The organism is Amycolatopsis sp. NPDC004772 (genome assembly GCF_053601215.1).
This window is the reverse complement of the sequence record NZ_JBSGBK010000024.1, coordinates 48,611-67,866: the sequence shown is the minus strand read 5'-3', so window position 1 is coordinate 67,866 and position 19,256 is coordinate 48,611. Positions and strand designations below refer to the sequence as shown.

Annotated in this window: 16 protein-coding genes; 1 reads left to right on the top strand and 15 read right to left on the bottom strand. The window is 71.3% G+C overall.

Features of this window, described 5'->3' with window-relative positions; translation table 11 throughout:
- Nucleotide 1 precedes the first annotated feature (1 nt).
- The 13 genes from ACWEF6_RS17135 to ACWEF6_RS17075 all read right to left on the bottom strand — a co-directional run bounded on the left by ACWEF6_RS17135 (nucleotide 2) and on the right by ACWEF6_RS17075 (nucleotide 15,153).
- Nucleotides 2-1,621, bottom strand: coding sequence for an amidohydrolase (locus tag ACWEF6_RS17135; protein WP_449683816.1), 1,620 nt, complete (start codon nucleotides 1,619-1,621; stop codon nucleotides 2-4).
- On the bottom strand, nucleotides 1,618-2,433 hold the full coding sequence (locus ACWEF6_RS17130) for an ABC transporter ATP-binding protein (protein ID WP_449683815.1): 816 nt from the start codon (nucleotides 2,431-2,433) through the stop codon (nucleotides 1,618-1,620). Before ACWEF6_RS17130 ends, ACWEF6_RS17135 begins: the two co-directional genes overlap by 4 nt.
- On the bottom strand, nucleotides 2,426-3,424 hold the full coding sequence (locus ACWEF6_RS17125) for an ABC transporter ATP-binding protein (RefSeq protein WP_449683814.1): 999 nt from the start codon (nucleotides 3,422-3,424) through the stop codon (nucleotides 2,426-2,428). The genes ACWEF6_RS17130 and ACWEF6_RS17125 overlap by 8 nt, the downstream gene beginning before the upstream one ends.
- Nucleotides 3,421-4,278 carry an ABC transporter permease gene (locus ACWEF6_RS17120; protein WP_449683813.1) on the bottom strand — a complete coding sequence of 286 codons (858 nt, stop codon included), beginning with the start codon at nucleotides 4,276-4,278 and terminating at the stop codon, nucleotides 3,421-3,423. Before ACWEF6_RS17120 ends, ACWEF6_RS17125 begins: the two co-directional genes overlap by 4 nt.
- Entirely contained in the window at nucleotides 4,275-5,270 is a 996-nt protein-coding gene (locus tag ACWEF6_RS17115; RefSeq protein ID WP_449683845.1) for an ABC transporter permease, read from the bottom strand. Before ACWEF6_RS17115 ends, ACWEF6_RS17120 begins: the two co-directional genes overlap by 4 nt.
- Before the next feature lie 5 nt (nucleotides 5,271-5,275).
- Nucleotides 5,276-6,712, bottom strand: a complete 1,437-nt coding sequence (locus tag ACWEF6_RS17110; protein ID WP_449683812.1) for an amidase — start codon at nucleotides 6,710-6,712, stop codon at nucleotides 5,276-5,278.
- Nucleotides 6,709-8,331: an ABC transporter substrate-binding protein gene (locus tag ACWEF6_RS17105; protein WP_449683811.1), complete on the bottom strand. Its 1,623-nt coding sequence runs from the start codon at nucleotides 8,329-8,331 to the stop codon at nucleotides 6,709-6,711. Before ACWEF6_RS17105 ends, ACWEF6_RS17110 begins: the two co-directional genes overlap by 4 nt.
- Nucleotides 8,332-8,357: 26 nt before the next feature.
- A complete protein-coding gene (locus tag ACWEF6_RS17100) occupies nucleotides 8,358-9,047 on the bottom strand; it encodes a TetR/AcrR family transcriptional regulator (protein ID WP_449683810.1) in 690 nt (229 codons plus the stop codon).
- Between the two features lie 63 nt (nucleotides 9,048-9,110).
- On the bottom strand, nucleotides 9,111-10,007 hold the full coding sequence (locus ACWEF6_RS17095; RefSeq protein ID WP_449683809.1) for a PDR/VanB family oxidoreductase: 897 nt from the start codon (nucleotides 10,005-10,007) through the stop codon (nucleotides 9,111-9,113).
- Nucleotides 10,007-11,197 carry a Rieske 2Fe-2S domain-containing protein gene (locus ACWEF6_RS17090; RefSeq protein WP_449683808.1) on the bottom strand — a complete coding sequence of 397 codons (1,191 nt, stop codon included), beginning with the start codon at nucleotides 11,195-11,197 and terminating at the stop codon, nucleotides 10,007-10,009. The genes ACWEF6_RS17095 and ACWEF6_RS17090 overlap by 1 nt, the downstream gene beginning before the upstream one ends.
- Nucleotides 11,198-11,248: 51 nt before the next feature.
- Nucleotides 11,249-12,238 (bottom strand): MBL fold metallo-hydrolase, encoded by a 990-nt coding sequence (locus ACWEF6_RS17085; protein WP_449683807.1) that lies wholly within the window; start codon nucleotides 12,236-12,238, stop codon nucleotides 11,249-11,251.
- Nucleotides 12,235-12,750 (bottom strand): hypothetical protein, encoded by a 516-nt coding sequence (locus ACWEF6_RS17080; RefSeq protein ID WP_449683806.1) that lies wholly within the window; start codon nucleotides 12,748-12,750, stop codon nucleotides 12,235-12,237. The genes ACWEF6_RS17085 and ACWEF6_RS17080 overlap by 4 nt, the downstream gene beginning before the upstream one ends.
- A 336-nt stretch (nucleotides 12,751-13,086) precedes the next feature.
- Entirely contained in the window at nucleotides 13,087-15,153 is a 2,067-nt protein-coding gene (locus ACWEF6_RS17075) for an acetate--CoA ligase family protein (protein ID WP_449683805.1), read from the bottom strand.
- 73 nt (nucleotides 15,154-15,226) lie between these two features.
- On the opposite strand from ACWEF6_RS17075, the gene ACWEF6_RS17070 reads away from it, so the two are divergent.
- Nucleotides 15,227-16,111, top strand: coding sequence for an acyl-CoA thioesterase (locus ACWEF6_RS17070; protein ID WP_449683804.1), 885 nt, complete (start codon nucleotides 15,227-15,229; stop codon nucleotides 16,109-16,111).
- Between the two features lie 2 nt (nucleotides 16,112-16,113).
- Here ACWEF6_RS17070 and ACWEF6_RS17065 read toward each other — a convergent pair whose 3' ends face one another.
- Together ACWEF6_RS17065 and ACWEF6_RS17060 are read right to left on the bottom strand one after the other, a co-directional pair.
- On the bottom strand, nucleotides 16,114-18,102 hold the full coding sequence (locus ACWEF6_RS17065; protein WP_449683803.1) for a 3-hydroxyacyl-CoA dehydrogenase NAD-binding domain-containing protein: 1,989 nt from the start codon (nucleotides 18,100-18,102) through the stop codon (nucleotides 16,114-16,116).
- On the bottom strand, nucleotides 18,099-19,235 hold the full coding sequence (locus tag ACWEF6_RS17060) for an acyl-CoA dehydrogenase family protein (protein ID WP_449683802.1): 1,137 nt from the start codon (nucleotides 19,233-19,235) through the stop codon (nucleotides 18,099-18,101). Before ACWEF6_RS17060 ends, ACWEF6_RS17065 begins: the two co-directional genes overlap by 4 nt.
- Nucleotides 19,236-19,256 lie beyond the last annotated feature (21 nt).

Here is a 19,256-nt window from a genome sequence, read left to right as displayed (position 1 = left end):
ATCACCCCGCGCATTCCGGTCCACAGTGGACGACTTCGCCGTCGACCACGGTCAGGACCACCGGGTTGTGGACGAGATCGTCGGGCGCGACCTCCACTGGATCCTCGGCAAGGACCGTGATGTCGGCCAGGTTGCCCGGCTTCAGGGCGCCCAGCCGGTCCGCGTCCCCCGTCGCGAGGGCCGGCTGGACCGTGTACCCGCGAAGCGCGGTGAGAGCGTCGATGCCCTGATCGTCGTAGGGAGCGCGGTCGGTGTCGCCGGGTGGGCGGCGCAGCTGGGCGGCGGCCATTCCTTCCCGCCAGTCGTAGCCGGCGACCGGCCAGTCGGAACCGAGTGTGACGACGGCGCCGCTTTCACCGAGCGCCCGGATCGGGAAGGCGCGGTCACACCGCTGCGGCCCGAGCCGCCGGGACCAGTTGTCCGAGCGGTCCGGCGCCAGCCCCATCATGTGCTGGGCCTGCATCGAGGCGACGACCTGTTCGGCGGCGAAGCGCGGGAGGTCTTCGGGGCGCAGCGTCTCGATGTGTTCGATGCGGTGGCGGACACCGGGGGCGGCTCCGGCTGCCCGGTAGGCGTTGAGTGCCTCGTGGACCGCGCGGTCGCCGGTGGCGTGGGTGGCGATCTGGAACCCGCGTGCGGCGAAGAACTCGACCGCGCGGAAGTACCGGCCGATGTCGGACCAGAACGGGTGCAGTCCCCCGCCTTCGCTGTCGGGTTCGAACAGCCAGCCGGTGCCGGAGTCGATGACGCCGTCGATGAAGAGTTTGACGACCCCGGTGCGCCAGCGTTCGCCGGCTTCCCCGCGATGCTGTGCGTAGGACTCCCACACCTCCTGGGACATCTCGGGTTGCACCCAGTAGGGCATGACCAGCCGCATGCTCAGGTCGCCGCTGGCCTCGAGTTCGCGCAGGAGGTCGAGGGTCGCCACGCGCCCGTCCATGCCGTGGGCGCCCGTGATGCCTGCCGCCGCGAACCGCTTCAGCTGCTCGGCGCACAGCCGGTAGCGTTCCGCCGCACTGAGCGGCGGGATCGCGTCGCGCACCAGCCGGATCGCCCCCATTTCGCGCAGCTCGCCCGTCGGCGTGCCGGTGTGGTCGACGACGACTTCGGCGTGCTCGCCGAACCGCCGGGCGCCGTCGACCCCGGCCAGCTCCAGGGCCCGCGGCGTCGCGAGCTCGGTGTGGAAGTCGACGAAGGTCAGCAGGGCCGGGCCACCACCGGCGGCTCCGGCGATCAGTTCGCCGCTGATGCCGGTGTGCGCGAAGACGTCGTAGTCCAGGCCGTAGCCGAGGACCCACTGGTCCGGCTCGCACTGCGCGTGTTCCGCGGCCACCAGCCGGCGGACCTCGTCGAGCGTGCGGGCCTGCGTCAGGTCGGCGCCGCGGGCCTTGAGCGCGCCCTGGAAAGGGTGGAGGTGGCTGTCGACGATGCCGGGCACGGCCGTGGCGCCGCGGAGATCGAGGACCTGCGTGGTGCCGTCGGCCTCAGCGCGGACATCGGAGTCGTCGCCGACCACGACGATCCGCCCGTCGGCGACGCCGAGGGCGCTCGCCCACGGCCGGGCGGGGTCGAGGGTGCGCACGCGCCCGTTGACCAGTGCAAGGTCGAGCCGGCGGCTCATGCTGATGCTCCTTCGGTAGTGACGCGCCCGGCGCGCGTCGGCTTCCAGCCCGGCCGCGGGACGCTGGCCCGCAGGAGCTGGGTGTAGGGCTGCCGGGGGTGGGTGAGCACGTCGGCGGTCCGGCCGCGTTCGACGACCCGCCCGCGGTGCATGACGATCGTTTCGTCGGTGATCTGCCGGACGACGCCGAGGTCGTGGCTGATCAGCAGATAGGACACCCCGGTTCGCTCGCGGATGTCGGCGAGCAGGTTCAGCACCTGGGCCTGGATGGACACGTCCAGGGCGGCCACGGACTCATCGAGGATGACGACCTCCGGCTCGGCGGCCAGCGCACGGGCGATCGCGACGCGCTGCCGCTGGCCACCCGAGAGGGCGTTCGGGTGGGCGCGCAGCTGGCGGGCGTCGAGCCCGACCAGGTCGCCGAGTTCCGCGATGCGGGCCCGGCGCTGCTCTTTGCCCGTCGACCGCCCGTGCAGGCGCAGCACTTCGTCGAGTGCCTGCTCGGCGCTGTGGCGGGGATCCAGCGACGAGTAGGGGTCCTGGAAGACGATCTGGACCTCCCGCCCGCGTTGCCGGCGTTCCTTGGCCGAGCGGGCCGGCTTGCTGCGGTCCCGGCCGCACGCGGTGATCGTGCCCGCGGTCGGGGCGCACAGGCCGACGATCATGTTGGCCACCGTGCTCTTGCCCGAGCCCGACTCGCCGACGATCGCCAGCGAACCACCGCGGGGCACTTTGAAGTCGACGCCGTCCACGGCGACGACGTCGCCGAACTCCCGGCGCAGGCCGGCGACCTGCAGTACCGCCTCAGCCATGGAAGGCCACCTCCTCCTTCAGCCGGCCACGCAGTTCCCCGGCGCGGAGGCAGCGGACCAGGCCGCCGTCGACGTCTTCGAGCGGCGGGCGCGCGGCTCGGCACGCATCGACGACGTAGGAGCAGCGGGGCGCGAACGCGCAGCCGTCGGGTGCTTCGAACGCGCTCAGCGGCCGTCCGGGGATCGCGGCCAGCCGGGGCACGGTCTCATCGATCACGGGCCGGGCCGACACGAGCGAGGCGGAGTACGGGTGCAGCGGATCGTCGTGGAGTTTGGCGCTTTCGCGGGTTTCGAGGATCTGCCCGGCGTACATCACCGCGGTCCGGTCGCAGACCGCGCCGGCGAGGTCGAGGTCGTGGGTGATGAACAGCAACGCCAACCCGCGCTCGCGACGCAGCTCGTCGAGGATCGCCATCACTTCGGCCTGGGTCGTGACGTCCAGCGCGGTGGTGGGTTCGTCCGCGAACACCAGGCGCGGCTCGGTGAGCAGCATCGCGGCGATCATCACGCGCTGCAGCAGGCCGCCGGAGAGCTCGTGGGGGTACTGGTCGAGGCGGCGCTCCCCGTCCGGGATGCCGACGTCGGCCAGCGCGGTGATGGCCCGCCGGGCCGCCGAGTGCTTGTCGACGCCGCCCAGTGTCCGCAGCGCTTCGGTCAGGAAGTCTCCGATGCGGCGCACCGGGTTGATGTGCGCCCGGGGGTCCTGGAAGATCATCGCGACGTCGCCGCGGAAGCTGCGCAGCCGGCTGTCCGTCAGGCTCGACACGTCGGTCCCGTCGAACCGGACCGCCCCGTCGGTAGTCGAGCCCGGCGGCAGGAGCCGGGCCATGGCGCGGGCGGTCATCGACTTGCCCGATCCCGATTCGCCGACGAGGCCCACGGCCTCGCCCGCGCCGATCGAGAGGGACACGCCGTGCAGTACCCGGCGCAGCTCGCCGTCCACCGGCACGTCGACGGCCAGGTCCTCGACTTCCAGTACGGGTGTGGTCATCGTTCCTCGCTGTTCTGTGCCAGGTGCTCGCCCAGGAGGTTGACCGCCACGACGACCACGACGATGCCGAGACCGGCCGTCAGCGATTCGGCCGGGTAGCCCTGCAGGACGCCGGGCTGGCCGGTGGAGACCATCACGCCCCAGTCGGCGGTCGGCGGCTGCACCCCGAGGCCGAGGAACGAGATGGCGGCGAAGTCGACCATCGCGTAGCCGAACAGCAGCGTGCCTTGGGCGACCATCATCGGCAGCACGTTCGGCAGCAGGTGGCGCACGCAGATCGCGACCGCGGACAGGCCCTGCACCTCACAGGCGGAGATGTAGGCCCGGGCCTTCTCCCGCAACGCCGCGGCGCGAAGGACGCGAGTGATGTAGGGGGTGTAGGCGATGGCCAGGACGACCGTCGGGGCCGTCAGGCCGGGCCCGAAGACCGCGGCCGCGAGCAGCGCCAGCAGGATTCCGGGGAAGGCGAAGAGGATGTCGGTCACCGTCGAGATGGCCGAGTCGATCCAGCGGCCCGCCCACGCCGACACGACGGCGAGGGTCGAACCGGCCAGCATCGCGATGACGACGACCAGGAACGGCCCGGCCATCGCCGTCCGGGCCCCGGTGAACAGGCGGCTCAGCAGATCCCGGCCCTGGCTGTCGAAGCCTAGCGGGTGCCCGGAGACCGGGCCGACGAAGGCGTAGTTCAGGTCGGCGGCGTCCGGGTCGCCCGGCGCCAGCAGCGGCCCGAAGATCGCCAGGAGCACCGCGAGACCGACGACGACGGCACACGCGGTGAACACGGCCTTCCTGCCCGCGATGCGCCGCCGCCGGGTGCGGGCGCGGTCGAGGAGCGCGGTGGAAACGGTCATGAGGCGCGGCTCCCTGCTTTCACCCGCGGGTCGAGCACGGCGTACAGCACGTCCACCAGCGCGTTGGCCACCACGAACGCGGTGACGAAGACCAGCGCGACCCCCTGCACGACGGCGAAGTCGCGGGACAGGGACGCTTTCACCAGCGTCGCGCCGAGGCCGTTCAGGCCGAACGCCTGCTCCACCACCGCCGACATGCCGAACAGCGAAGCGATCGTGATCCCGACGACGGTGGCCACCGGGATGGCGGCGTTGCGCAGGACGTGCCGGCGCACGAGGGTGGGATACGGAATACCGCGGCTGACGGCGGTCTGCACGTGCTCGCGCCCCAACTCGGTCCGGACCGCCACGCGGGTGATGCGGGTGACGATGGCCATCGCCGAGAGCGCCATGGCGAACGCGGGCAACGTGAGGTGCTCGATGCTGCCGGCGAAGCCGCTGCCCGCGCCCACGGCGGGCAGCCAGCCGAGGCTCACGGAGAACACCGACAGCAGGACGATGGCCGCCACGAACGACGGCACCGCCGCGAAAACCGTGGTGACCAGGACGATCGAGGAGTCGAGCGGACCACGTTTGAGACCCGCCAGGACACCCGCGCCGACCCCGAAGAGCACCACCAGCAGACCGGCGTAGACCACGAGCTCGATCGTCACCCCGGCCCGTGAGGCGATCACCGAGCTCACGTCCTCGCGGTAGGTGATCGAGGTCCCGAGGTTGCCGTGCAGCACGACGTCGCTCAGCCAGCGGAAGTAACGGGTCAGGAACGGGTCGTCGAGGTGGTACTGCGCGCGCAGCGCCACGACCGCCTCCGGCGGCAGGGTCCGCGCTCCCGACAGCGCCGAAACCGGATCGCCCGGCGCCAGGTACAGGGAACCGAAGATCACGAAACTCGAGACCAGCAGCGTCCCGAGGAGCATCATCAGCCGCCGCACGGCGAACCGCGCCGCCCCCATGGCCTTGGCGGGCCGGTCGGTGGCCGGCCGCACACTCATGCTGGTCACGACGGACCACCTCGCGGACGCCGCTGCGCCACACCGAACCACGGATCGGCGCTCTCCAGCGCGGCGCCGGCCCGGAACACCGTCTCGTCGTCGTAGGGCCGTCCGACGAGCTGCACGCCCGTGGGCACGCCGTTGCCGGCGAACCCCGAGGGCACCGCGAGAACCGGGCACCGGCCGAGGATGTTGAAGGGGACGGTCAGGATCGCGTCGATGGGATCGTCGAACACCTCGCCGCCGACCTCGATCGTGACGTCACCCGCGTAGTCCTCGTCGGCCGGCAGGCCGCGGGTGGCGACGGTCGGGCAGAGCAGCACGTCGAAGGCCCGCAGCACCTCGGCCACCGACGCATGGAGCGCGGCTTCCAGCTGGTACCCCTCCACGACGGTGCCACCCTGGCTCCGCCTCCGGGTCCGTTCCACCACAGCGCTCAGGTACGGCGAGACGTCTTCGGGATGTGCGCGGACGAGGTCTTCGAGGAAGCCGATCGTCAGTCCGTAGTGGATCGCCGAGGCCCGGTTCACCTGCTCGCGGGACAGCGACAGCGCGACCTCCTCGACCACCGCACCGGCCGAGCGCAGCACGTCGGCGACGCCCAGGGTGTTCTTCCGGATCTCAGGATCGACGGCCCAGCCGCCGAAGTCCACCGACACCGCGACCCGCAGTCCCGCGACCGGTTCCGGACGCTGCGGCAGCACGAGTTTCGGGCTCAGCGAAGTGATGTCCGAGAGATCCGGTCCCGCGATGACGTTCTGCAGGAGAACGGCGTCCTCGACCGTGCGGGCCATCGGCCCGTTGTGCAGGTAGGTGTCGTAGTTGAAGGGCGGATCGACGGGCACCCGGCCGTAGGGCGGCTTGTAGCCGACGACGCCGTTGAACGACGCGGGAATGCGGATCGAGCCGGCGATGTCCGAACCGCTGGCCAGTGTCGTGGTCCCCGCGGCGAGCGCCGCGGCCGATCCGCCGGAGGAACCACCGACGGCGAAGCGCGGATTCCACGGGTTGCGCGTCACGCCCCACAGCTTCGACCGGGTGACCCCGGCGGCCGAGAATTCCGGCGTGGTGCTGCGGGCGTGGACGATCGCACCGGCGTCGAGCATCCGCTGGGCGAAGCACGACGTGTGGTCGGCGATCTCGTCCCGGAACAGGAGTGAACCCTGCGTGCACGGCTGTCCCGAGATCGCTTCTTCCTCCTTGATCGCCAGCGGGATCCCTTCCAGCAGCCGCGGAGCGGGGCCTCGCCCGGCATAGCGTTCCTCCGCTTCACGAGCCTGCAGCAAGGCTTCCTCGAACCGCCGGTGGCACAGGGCGTTGACGGTCGGCTCGACCTGCTCGGCGCGTTCGATGACCGCGGTGAGCAGTTCCACCGGGGAGAGTTCGCGGGACCGGAACCGGCGCAGCGCTTCGGTCGCCGAAAGGTAGTGCAGATCGCTCATTTCGCCGCCCCGATGTTGATCGCCCACGGACCGCTCATGAACATGTCCGACGTCGGCGCCCCGGTGAGTTTCTTCGACAGGTACAGCACCGAATTGGGGTGGGTGATCGGGATCCACGGCAGCTGGTCGGTGATCAGCTTGTCGGCTTCGGCCGTGGTCTGCGCCCGGGTGGTGTCGTCGGCGGTCTCCCGCGCCGCGCTCAGCAGCTGCGTCACCTTGGCGTCCTGCCAGCCGGAGTAGTTCTGCGAGCCGTCCGGGAGTGTGTAGGTCGCCAGGTAGGGGCCCGGGTCGGCGTAGCTGGGGCCGTTGAGGGTGCTCATCATGTCGATCCCCTCCCGCGCCTTCGGATCGGTGAACAAGGTGCCGAAGACGTCCGGGGAGAAGGTCTTCATCTGCACGTCGAGGCCCAGTGCCTTGGCCGCGTCCGACACGACTGTGGCGAACGTGTTCAGGCTGTTCAGGGCCGGCACGGCCGCCAGCACCACGGTCTTCCCCTGCGCTCCGGCCTGCTGGACAAGCTGTTTGGCCTGGTCGAGATCGCGGCCGAGCACCGGCGCCACGGCCGAGGTCGACGCGAACACCGGCTTGGCGTAGGCCCAGGTGCCGGGATTGGTGGAGGTGCGGGGCAGCGAGACCTGGCCGTGGTACACGGAATTGCTGTAGGCCTGGCGGTCGATGGCGAGAGACAGCGCCCGGCGCACCCGGACATCGCCCAGCGGCCCCTGCAGATTGGTCACGACGAGCGCGTCGGTCGTCAAGGACGGGCCGGGCACCACGTTCACCGAGCCGCCCTGCTTCAGCTGCTGGTAGGCCGGAAGGGTCGGGTTGTAGTACCCCTGGATGTCGCCGGTGGTCAGCGCGGCGACCGCGGCGGCGGGCTCCACGGCCTTGAAGGTGATCTGCGCGGCTTTGGCGTGCTCACCGGTGTTCCAGTGCGACGGGTTGCGCTCGATGACGACATCGCCACCGCCGTTCCAGGACTTCACCTTGAACGGACCCGTGCACATCGCGCCGCCGGAGGGCGTGCCGTAATTGTCGCCCGCACGCTCGGCATAGGCCTTCTCGATGATCGATCCGGCCATGGTGGACAGCTGGCCGCGCAGCCAGTAGTCCGGCTGCGCCAGGTGGATCGTGACCTCCGAGGCGCCGGTGGCCTCGATCGACTTGACCCGGTCGAAGACGGACGAGTAGAAGCCGCCTGCCTTCGGGTCACGGGCGCGCTCGAGGCTGAAGACGACATCGGCCGGGGTGAGCGGCGTCCCGTCCCAGAAGCGCACGTCGGACCGGAGGGTGAGGACGAGAGTGGTCGGGTTGGCGTAGTCGGCGGACTTGGCCAGTCCGGGAGCGATGGTGAGATCCGGTTGCTCGCGCAGCAGGCTTTCGCACAGCGAGTCGACGACGGCGTTCTCGGGCATGTCGAACGCCTTGATCGGATCCAGGGAGTTCGTCGCACGGTATAGGGCCCAGGTGATCGGTCCGGTGTCACCGGCCGGGTCGGGCGTGGTCGCCGACAGCGTTTCCGCCTGGTTGGCGGCCTGGGTGGGTGCCGGGGCTCCGCAGCCTGCCGATACCAGTGCCAGCAGCGCCGCGGCGCTCAGCACCATTCTCTTGTCTCGCACAGACTCGCTCCCTTCTGAGCGTCCTGCTAGGTAACGGACTTTCCCCCGGCCATGCGCTCGACGGCGTCCAGCACCATCTCGATCGCCATCTCGAAAATCGTTTCGTCGTCGGGAAGCAGCCGCGGGGCCGCGGCGACGACGTTCGGGAACCGGTCCGGGTGCAGCGCGCCCAGCGCACGCCGCTCCGCGTCCCGGTCGAGGGTCCGCCCCTCCTGTTCCGCGCACCGCACGAGCGAGGCGTACAGGCCGAACCCGACGACGTAGTTCTCGGTGATCTGGTAGACCGCCGCCGCTTGCTCCAGCGTCAGGCCGACCTCCTGCAACGTCTCCAGCGCCCGCTCCATCTGCGCGGCGAGGGTCTCGGAAGTGCTCGGCCGCAGCGCGATCAGCTGCGCCAGGTCCGGGTGCACGTCGAACCGGCCCATCGCGTGCCGCAACTGGCTCTTGAGCGTCTCCCGCCAGTTTGCGCCCGGTACGGGTTCCGCTCGCCGTTCCAGCAGCCGGTCGGCGACCTGGTCCAGCAGTTCCTCCTTGTCCCGGAAGTGGCGGTAGACCGCGGTGTGGTTCATCCCGAGCTCGGTGCCCAGCCGGCGCATCGTCAGTCCCGCCGTGCCCTCGGTCGCCGCGATCCGCTCCGCGACGTCGAGGATCCGGTCGCGGTCCAGCCGGCCTGTTCCGCGCGCACCCTGTCCTGCCGCCCCCTGTGCTGTGGTCATAATCAGCAACGTAAGTGGTGTCACCTGCGGTGTCAACACTGTTCTCACGAGGCATCCGCGTGATTACAGATCCAGGACGAGCCGGCCAGCGGCGGCACGGCTGACGCAGATCATCATGGTTTCGCCCGTGGCTCGTTCGGCGTCGGTGAGGATGCTGTCGCGGTGGTCGACGTCGCCCTCGATGACCCGCGTCTCGCAGGTCCCGCACACCCCTTCCCGGCACGACGACGGCGGACCTGCGCCGGCGGCCTCGACCACGTCGAGGATCGACTGGCCGTCGGCCACCTGGAGAGTCAGCCCCGCACGCTTGAGCCGCACGTCGAAGCCGGAGCCGGAGCGCGCCGCTTCGGCCGGAACCTGCGGGACGAACCGTTCGACGAACAGGCGCCGGATACACCGCTCGGAGACCGCGTCGAGCAGTGCGGGCGGCCCGCAGCAGTACACCACCGCATCCTCGGGCGCGCGGTCCAGAACGGCGTCGAGATCGAACCGCTCGAGCGTCGACGACACCCGGTGCCCGTAACGGGCCAGCTCCTCGGTGAATGCGCGCCGGCGTCCCGCGTAGTGCAGCCGCCAATCCGCGTCCGAGCTGGCCACCTGACGCACCATCGGCAGGATCGGCGTGATGCCGATTCCGCCCGCGATGAACACGTACGCCGGCGCGTCCACCAGAGGGAAGTGGTTGCGTGGGCCGCGAACCGTGAGCAATGCACCGGGGCGCAGCCGATCGTGCACCCAGGCGGACCCGGCCTTCTCTCGCAATACCGCCACACGCCAGGTGGGCGATTCCGGTTCACCACAGAGGGAATACTGGCGAACGCGGTCCTCCGGCAGCACCAGGTCGATGTGCGCGCCGGGCTCCCAGGTGGGCAGCGGCTCGCCATCCGCGGCCGCCAGTTCCAGGGAGATGACGTCGTCGGCCTCCCAGCGGAGGGCGCGCACCCGGATCCGGTGTTCCATCACGGGGCCTCGACGTAGCTACCGCCGTGAACGCGCACCAGGGCGGCGTCCTCGTCGAACGCCACGCCGGGCGGATCCTGCCCGTCCGCGACCGCGGCGGCCACCCGCGCCATCATCCGGCGCAGCATGGTGACGCCTTGGTCGGTCGTCGTCAGGTGGTCGTCCATGTGCAGGCTCATCGGGCCCTGGCTCCGCTGGGCCTCGTAGTCCCCCGGCATGCGCTGGTGTTCTTCGGGGGTGAGTTCGGCCCAGCGCTTGCCCTCGAACTCGGTGCGCATCGCGGCGAGCCGGTCCGGGTCGGCCGACTTGAACAGCGTGAAGATCTTGAACTTCTCGTCGTCGGCGGGCACCACCCAGCCGAGGACGTTGCACGCGCCGAGGCTGAGCCGGGGGTCCGGAACGACCCGCAGGTTCGGGAACACGGCTTCGGTGACCCGGCGCAGCGTGCGGCCGTCGGGCAGCTCGCGCGTCGACTCCGCCCGGACCCCGTAGTCGCGGTAGGAGAACGCGACTTCGGGCATGATCGCCATCTCGGGCACGAACTGGTTGCCGCTGAACCGCGCGTGCAGAATGGGAACGTGAAAGGGGTCCATCACGTTTTCCCAGTGGGACAGCCAATTGAAGTCCAGCTCCGCGGGACCACCGCCGGAAAACCCGGAGTCGTCGGCGTGCACGGCCTCGCCCGGCCCGACCTCTTCGAGCACGTCGTAACGCGGTAGCACCGGCTTGCGCTCCGGCGGTCCCAGGTACGCCCACACGAGCCCGTAGCGCTCAGCGACCGGATACCACGGCTGGCGCACGCGATCACGGTGCAGCCCCAGCTGGGGTTCGCACGGCTGTTCCAGGCACCGGCCCTCGACGTCGAAAACCCAGCCGTGGTAACAGCAGCGGATGCCGTCGTTCTCGACACCGCCGTAGAACAGCGACGCACCGCGGTGACAGCACCGCGGGTACAACAGGCCCGGGCGGCCGGAGCCGTCGCGGAACAGCACCAGGTCCTCGCCGAGCACCCGGACGAGCTGCGGTCGTTGCGTGACACCGGTCGTCAGGGCAACCGGCTGCCAGTACCGCCGCAGCACTTCCCCCATCGGCGTTTTCGGACCGACGCGGGCGATCTGTTCCAGCGGCTTGCCGGGGACGAATCCGTAAGCAGTGCCGGTGTCGACCGCGATCTGCTGATCTTGAGACATGCTGTCGTTCCCGTTCATCGTCGAATGAGTGGAGGTCGCAGGGATCTCGGGTCACCGGGCCAGCGGTATCCGATCCAGGTCGGCACCCACGATCAGCCTGCCGTCGAAGTACTCGGCCGCCGCGTGCCACCGGGGCCGGTCGGGCTCGCCGGGCACGAGGTGGTTCAGCACCAGCGTGGCGACTCCGGCCTTCTGGGCGATGCGGCCGACGTCGGGAATCGAGGTGTGCGCGCTGGTGTGGTGCGCGATCGTGGCCCGCGCCTGGGGTGTGTCGCCGCCGCCGAGCACCTGCCGCACCCACAGCTCGTCGATGACCTCGTGGACCAGTACGTCGGCGCCGGTCGCGAGGGTGACGATGTTGTCGCAGACGCCGGTGTCACCGGAGAAGACGACCGATCCGCCGGCGGTGTCGAAGCGGAACGCGTACGCCGGGGCCATCGGTGCGTGCCGCACCAGGATCGCCGACACCTCGACCCGTTCGTCGTGGTAGACGCGGAACGGGTCCATCGGCGGCGCGGGCGCGGTCTCCGGATCGAACGGCACCCCGGCGGGAAGCGCAATGTCGTGTGCCGCCAGCAGGAGGTCGGGATGGCCGCAGCCGTTGTCCCGCATCCGGTCGTTGATGTCGGCGGCGAACGCCTGGTACAGGTGGCGCACCGTCGCGGCGAACCCGGGCACCGGATCGTCCGGGCACACGACGTCCTGCCCGTCGAGGCCGGCGGACAGCGGCGCCACCGCACCCCGGGACCCGGGCCCGTACAGCCGCACCGGCCCGGAAGCCGCACCGAGGTCCTCGACCAGGCCGTACAGCAACAGGTTCGCCAGGTCGGCGACGTGATCGGAATGCAGGTGCGTGACGAAACCCGCCCGCAGACGCCCCAGCTCCAGCCCCGCGAGCGTCAGCTGGCGGCACGCGCCATACCCGAAGTCCACCAGGTACAACGCATCGCCGACGACCACTGCCGAAGCGATCCCGGCCCGGCTCGCCTGTAGGCGGGGACCTCCCGCGGTGCCGAGCAGGACGATCTCGGTCTGCCTCATCGCAAGCGGCCCTTCGCGGTGTCGGCGCCGACCGTGCCCGGGGCGTGAGCGCGGTCGCGCATTCTGGCGGCGAGCTCACCGGGATCCACCTGATCGAGCCCGCAGTGCGGATCGACGCACACGACGAGCCCGTCGTCCGAGCTGTCGTCGTCGACCCCGTCGTGGATCAACCCCCAGGGCCGGTCACCGGCATACGCGGCCACCGCGCGCGCCTTGCCGAACTGCACGGGCAGGAATCGCCACGGTTCGTCCGGCAGATCAAGTGCTTCCCGCAAAGCCGTGTGTGCATTGTGCCCCCACGCGCTCACCCAGACGATCTCGAACTCGCCGGCAAGTCGTCGAACGGTCGCCGACGCGGAGACCGGAACCCGGATGGTCCGGCTCCACCGGCCCCACGCACTGACCCGGTGCTCGGTCGCAGGCGTGGCGGCCGGCTCGGCCAGCGCCAGGACGCCGTCGACGTCCAGCCCCAGCACCGGGCGTTCTTCCACACCTGTTCCCGTCCCGTTCATGGAGACAGTGAAACAGCGCGAACCAGTGGTGTCAACACTGTTCCCAGTTCTTGACCAGCGGGTTCGGGTTCGGGTCCCTGATGGCTCTGGCGTCCGCACCTTTCGAATAGCCGGAGAGTCGAGGGATGCCGACATCCAGGACCGCTCTGGCGATCCGGAGAGCACCGCGGCACCACCGGCCTCCGGCAGCACCCGCCGGACCGGCTGCCAGTCCCGGTAGGCGGTCTTCAGCAGCGGCCGGCTGGCCGGCGTCGGCGGCCGGCCCGGACATCCGCCCCGCCACGATCCACCGCGGAGCGGTGCCTACTTTGCCGGGCCCGGTTGGCACGGGTGGATTCAGCGGCGCCGGACCAGCGCGTCCAGTGCCGCAACACCCCGGCCGCGCGCACCGACCAGCAGCGGGTTCACCTCCGCCTCGACCACGTCCGGCTCACGGACCGCCAGCTCGGACATCGCGACGATCGCCTGCGCCAAGGCCTCGACGTCACCCTCCGGGGCGCCGCGATACCCGAACACCGGGGTGAGGCCCTTCACCTCGCGGATCATCTCGTGTGCCGTCTCCGCGGTGACCGGCGCGATCCGGACCGCGCTGTCGGCGAACAGCTCGGCCATGATCCCGCCGGTGGACAGCACCACCAGCGGCCCGACGTCCTCGCTCACCCGGTAGCCCACCAGCGCCTCCGCGACCCCGCCCGTGGCCATCTGCTGCACCAGCACCCGGTCGAGGGAAACCCCGTGCTCGGCCACCGCGGCGACGATCTGCTTGGCCGCCGCGCGGATTCCGGCACCGTCTTCGACGCCCAGTGCCACGCCTCCGGCGTCGGTCTTGTGCGGCAGTTCCGCCGAGAGTGCCTTGACCACGACCGGAAACGCGAACGGGACGTCGATCGGCTCGTCGAGGGCGGCGACCTCGAGGACAGCCGATGGCGGAGTGGTGATCGGGAGCAGCGCCGCCGACGCCCGTTCGTCGAGGACCTCGGACGTCCCGGCGGACACGGGCGCGAAAGTGGCGCCGATGCTGCACTCACGACGGCCGAACGCTGCGGCGACCACATCCGCGCACGACTCGGGCGTGCGGAACGCGGGCACGCCGGACGCGGTGAGCAATGCGGCGGCGTCGGGTGCTTCGGGCAGGGCGAACGCGACCACCGGCACCGCGTGGTCCCCCTGCTCGGCGATGGCCTGCACGGCCAGCTCCGGGTTGAGCCGCGCCGAAGACCCGATCACGAACACGATGAGGTCGAACTCGCCGCTGTCCTGCATGAGCCGCAGGGCGGCGGTGACCACGTCGTGGCGCGCGCCAGCGAGACCGAGGTCGGCGATGAGGCTGTGCGGGACCGGCGCGCCGGCGGTGTTCATGGCCGTGACCAGGTCGGCACTGGGCCCGGCGATGGTGAGGCCCCGCAGGGCGAGCTGGTCGACCATGATCGCCGCTCCCCCGCCGGTCGTGGTGACCACGCCGATCCGCGGTTCGCGGGCCTTTCCGGTGGCGATCCGCTCCAGCAGCGCGGGCGCTTCGACGAGCCCTTCGAAGTGGGACACCCGCGCGAACCCGCAGGCGCGGAAGAAGGCTTCGGACTCGGCGTCTTCACCGGCCAGCGCGCCGGTGTGCGACACGGTCAGCGCGGCAGCCTCGTCGGAGCGGCCCAGCTTGTAGACGGCGACGGGCTTCCCGGCCTCGTGCGCGGCCCGCGCGAACGCGGCGAGGTCCTCGGAGTGCCGCAGCGACTCGAGGAACAGCGCGTAGGACGTGACCGCCGGATCCTCCACTGTGGACAGGCAGATCTCGCCGAGGGACAGGTCCGCCTCCCCGCCGGTCGAGACCAGGCCGGCGAACCCGACGCCGCGGCCGCGAGCCCGGCTGACCAGGGCCCCGATGACGCTGCCGGACTGCGAGGCGACGAACACCCCGCCGCACGGCGGGTCCGGCTCCCCGAAGGCGGCGTTCCCGGTCAGCATCACCCCGGCGCCCGGGTTCACCACGCCGAGGCTGCTGGGCCCGACGACCCGCACGTTCCCCTCGGCCGCGGCCGCCCGCAGCCGGTCCTCGCGCGCACGCCCTTCCGGACCTTCCTCGGCGAATCCCGACGACAGGACCGTCGCGACCCGCACACCCAGCCGGGCGCACTGGCGGACGGCGTCGATCGCCGCTTCCGCGCCGGTCATGACGTAGACGTGGTCGGGCACCTCGGGCAGGGCGGCCAGGCTCGGCCACGCCTGCTCGCCCTGGACGGTCTCCCGCCTCGGGTTGACGAAGTAGGCCCGGCCCCGGTACCCCGAGCGGGCGAGGAACTGCTGCGGCCGTCCGGTGGTCTTCGCCGGATCGTCGGAAGCACCGACGATGGCCACGCTGTCCGGGTAGAGCAGCGGGTGCAGCAGGCCGGTCTTCGCGGTGTCGCTCATCGTGCGGCTCCTTGACGTCGAAGGGCACCGGACGGCACCCGTTCCACTAACTCTATAGAGTATATTCTATGTCATGACATCTTCTGCGGCCGATCTCACGATGGGCGACGAGTCCTCGACAGCCGGACAGGTCAACGACACTTCCCTGCTCGATCGGCTGGCCGTGCACCCTCTCGACGGCGACGGGTTCTCGGGTTTCCCGCCGCGAGGATTCGCGCAACGGGTCTTCGGCGGCCACCTGCTCGGCCAGGCCGTGCTGAGCGGCGCGCACACGGTGTCCCCCGGCCGGATCGTCAACTCGCTGCACGCGTACTTCCTGCGTCCGGGCGTGGCCGGTGGCGAGCTCCGGTACGCCGTGACGCGGGTGCGCGACGGCGGTTCCTTCTCGGTGCGGTCGGTGTCGGTCACCCAGAACGGCGCGCAGCTGGCCCTGATCGGCCTGACGTTCGCCGAAAGCCGGCCACCCGTCGCCGCGGTGTCCGGGGCCATGCCGGTGGTCCCGCCGCCGGAACGCCTGCCCGCGCTGCACGAACGCCGTGCACGGGGACTCCCCGCCGACGGGATCAACCGGCCCCCGCGGCGCGACTGGCTCACCGCGTCGCGGCCACTGGACATCCGGTACGTCGACGACCCGCACCACCGGTGCTTCTGGTTCCGTTCGGGTCCCGCCGAAACCGCCGGCCGGAACGAGCACCGCGCGGTGCTGGCGTTCGCCTCGGACCGGTCCCTGCTGCCCGTGATCGACCTGGCCCGGGGCGAACTCGGCGCGTCCGGGCGCCGGGTCGCCAGCCTCGACCACGCGCTGTGGTTCCACGCCGACGTCCGGGCCGGCGAGTGGCTGTTGTACTCGCAGGACAGCCCGGCCAGCACGGCCGGGACCGGGCTGGCCCGCGGACTGATCCACGACTCCGACGGCGTCGTCGTCGCCTCGGTCGCTCAGCAAGGCGTCTTCTCCTGAATTCAGGCAAGCAGGGCGAGGTCGCCGGCGCGGAAACCCCAGCCGGCGGCCTGAGCCAGCCGCTGCTGCGCCCGCTCCAGCCACGCCGGCTCCTGGCCCGCCGCCCAGAAGGCGATGCCGCCCTCGTGGCCGGGGAACCCGTAGCCGAGGGTCAGCAGCAGGTCGATGTCGCCGGGTGCGGCGGCGATGCCGTCGGCGAGCACCAGCGCGGCTTCGTTGGCCATCGCCAGAAGCGCGCGCTCGACGATCTCTCCGGATCCGATGTGCCGGGGCGTCATCCCTTTCTCCGTGCGGGACAGCTCGATGAGCTCGTCGACGACCGGATCGGGCAGCGGCGTGCGGGAACCCGGCTCGTACCGGTACCACCCGGCCGACGTCTTCTGCCCGAGCCTGCCCAGGTCGACGAGCCGGTCCGCGACATCGGGATAACGCTCCCGAGGGTCCCGGCCCGCGTCGTGACGGCGGCGGTTGCGCCAGGCGATGTCCAGGCCGGCGAGGTCGGCGACGGCGAACGGCCCCATCGCGAAGCCGAACCCGGTCAACGCGGCGTCGACATCGGCGGGGTGGGCACCGTCTTCCACGAGCAGCTCGCACTGACGGCGGTAGGCGTGGAAGATCCGGTTGCCGATGAAGCCTTCGCAGACACCCGCGACGACCGGGACCTTCCGGAGGGCGTGCGCGGCCGCGAAGGCGGCGTCCATCGACGCGTCCGAGGTCTGCTTCCCGCGAACGACCTCCACGACCTCGCTGCGATGCGCCGGGCTGAAGAAGTGCAGGCCCACCAGCCGCGCGGGGTCGCTCAGTTCCGCGGCGAGGACGTCGATGTCCAAATAGGACGTGTTGGTGGCCAGCGGGGTTCCGTCCGCGGTGACCTTCTCCAGTTCGGCGAGCACGTCCGCCTTGACGGTGTGGTCTTCGAACACCGCCTCGATCACGAGCCCGGCCGCGGCCAGGTCCCCGGTGGCGTCGCCGGTGGTGAGAAGTCCCTGCACGACCTGATGGGCGCAGGCCCGCTCCAGCCCGGCCTTCGCCGCGTCCAGGGTGGACCGGTTCCGGTCGACCAGAGTGACCGCGACCCCCGCTTCGAGGAACGCGCGGGCGATCCCGGCGCCCATCGTGCCCGCCCCGACGACGCCGACCGCGGCCGGCGAGGCCCCGGCCGGACGCGTCGCCTTGCGGGTGGCGGTGCGGGCGAAGAACAGGTGCCGCCGCGCCGCGGCTTCCCGGCCGGTGCGCAGCCGGTGGAACTCGGCGCGTTCGTGGCGCAACGCCGTGGCGGCGGGCAGGGCCAGCCCCGTGAACACCGCACCGATCGCCGCGAGCACGGCGGGCCGGGCGCCGTACCGGGCGACCGCCCGCCGGGCGGCGTCCTCCAGCGCACCCGGTTCCTCGGAGCAAACCGGCTCTTCCAGCAGGTTCCGCTTCCTCTCGACGCGCCGCGCGTAGGCGATCGCCTCGTCGCGCAAAGCCCCGGGAACGACCTCGTCGATCAACCCGTCATCGCGCGCCTGCTCGGCCTCGACGGCCTTGCCCGAGGTGACCAGGTCGAGCACTCGCGAGGGCCGGGCCAGGCGCAGGGTGCGCTGGGTCCCCCCGGCGCCCGGGATCATCCCGAGCGTCACTTCCGGCAGGCCGATCCGGGTCCCGGCCACGGCGATCCGGGCGTCACAGCCGAGGGCCAGCTCGAACCCGCCGCCCAGCGCCGTCCCGGAGAGGGCCGCGACGACGGGTTTCGGGCAGGCGTCGATCGCGGCGATCACCTCGGGCAGCTCCGGGCGGGGCAGGTCGCCTTCGAACTCCCGCAGGTCCGAGCCGGAGACGAAGTGCCGGTCCGCGCCGATCAGCACGACCGCGCGGACGGAGTCGTCAGCCGCGGCTTCGGCGAGGGCCTTGACCAGGTCGGCCCGCAAAGCCGCGGTGCTGGTGTTGACGGGCGGATTGTCGATGACCAGGAGCGCGACCTCGCGCTCGCGCTGGAGGTGGACGGTCATCGCGGCGCCCGCTGGCTGAACCGGCGGCCGAAGATCTCTTCGGCGATGCGGTTCTTGAGCATCTCGGTCGACCCGCCGGCGATCATCCAGCCCCGGGTCCGGCGCATGCAGTACTCGACGAGCGTTTCGGTGCTGTAGCCGAGCGCGCCCATCGCCTGCATCGCGGCGTCGGCTGCCTTGAACCCCGCTTCGTTGGCGGCCAGCTTCGCCACCGACGTCTCGTAGGCCGACGGCAGGCCGTCCTCCGCATTGCGCACGGCACGGTCCAGCAGCGCCTCGGCAGCGTCGAGGGCGACGGCGACCTCGGCGAAGCTCCACTGGATGCCCTGGAACTCGTTGAGGGGACGGCCGAACTGCGTGCGCGTTCCGACGTGGTCGCGGGCGAGGGTGAACGCCAGGCGCCCCAGCGCCAAGGAGCGCGCCGCATTGCCGATGCGCTCGACGTTGAACCCGCTCATCTGCTTCTTGAACCCGCCCGGGCCGAGCAGCACGTTCTCGCGCGGGATCCGGCAGTTCCCGAAGTACAGCGGCGCCCACATCTCGCCGCTCATGTACGCCGACGGCTTGCCGAGGGTGAAGCCCGGGGTGCCGCGTTCGACCAGCACGGAGCCGATGTTGCCGGTGCCCGGCCCGAACCGGACGTAAACGAGGAACAGGGTGGCGTCGACGCTGTGCGTCGACCAGATCTTGCTGCCGTCGACGACGACGTGCTCGCCGTCCTCGGTGGCGGTCGTGGTCAGCTCGGTGGCCGCCGAACCGGCTTCCGGCTCGCTCATGCCCAGCGACAGCAGCGCCCGCCCGGCCAGCAGGTCCGGCAGGTACTTCGCCTTCTGTTCCGCCGTCCCGAACTGGGCGAAGGTGCGGATGGCGCCGAAGTTGCCCGCCTGCACGATGTCGGCGCTCTTCGGGCAGTGCTGGGCGATGGCCTGGATCACCGCGACGGCGGTGCCGAGCCCGGCGCCCTGCCCGCCATCGGCTTCGGAGATGGTGAGCCCGAGCAGGCCCTGCTGTCCCAGCAGTTCCGCCAGCTCCCAGGAGTAGCGGGGGTCGTGGGCCCGGTCGAGCGCGCCGTCGGCCAGGTGCTTGCGGGCGAAGCCGTGGACCGAGTCGAGCAGGGCTGCCCGGTCCGTCATGACTGCGGTCAAAAGAAACTC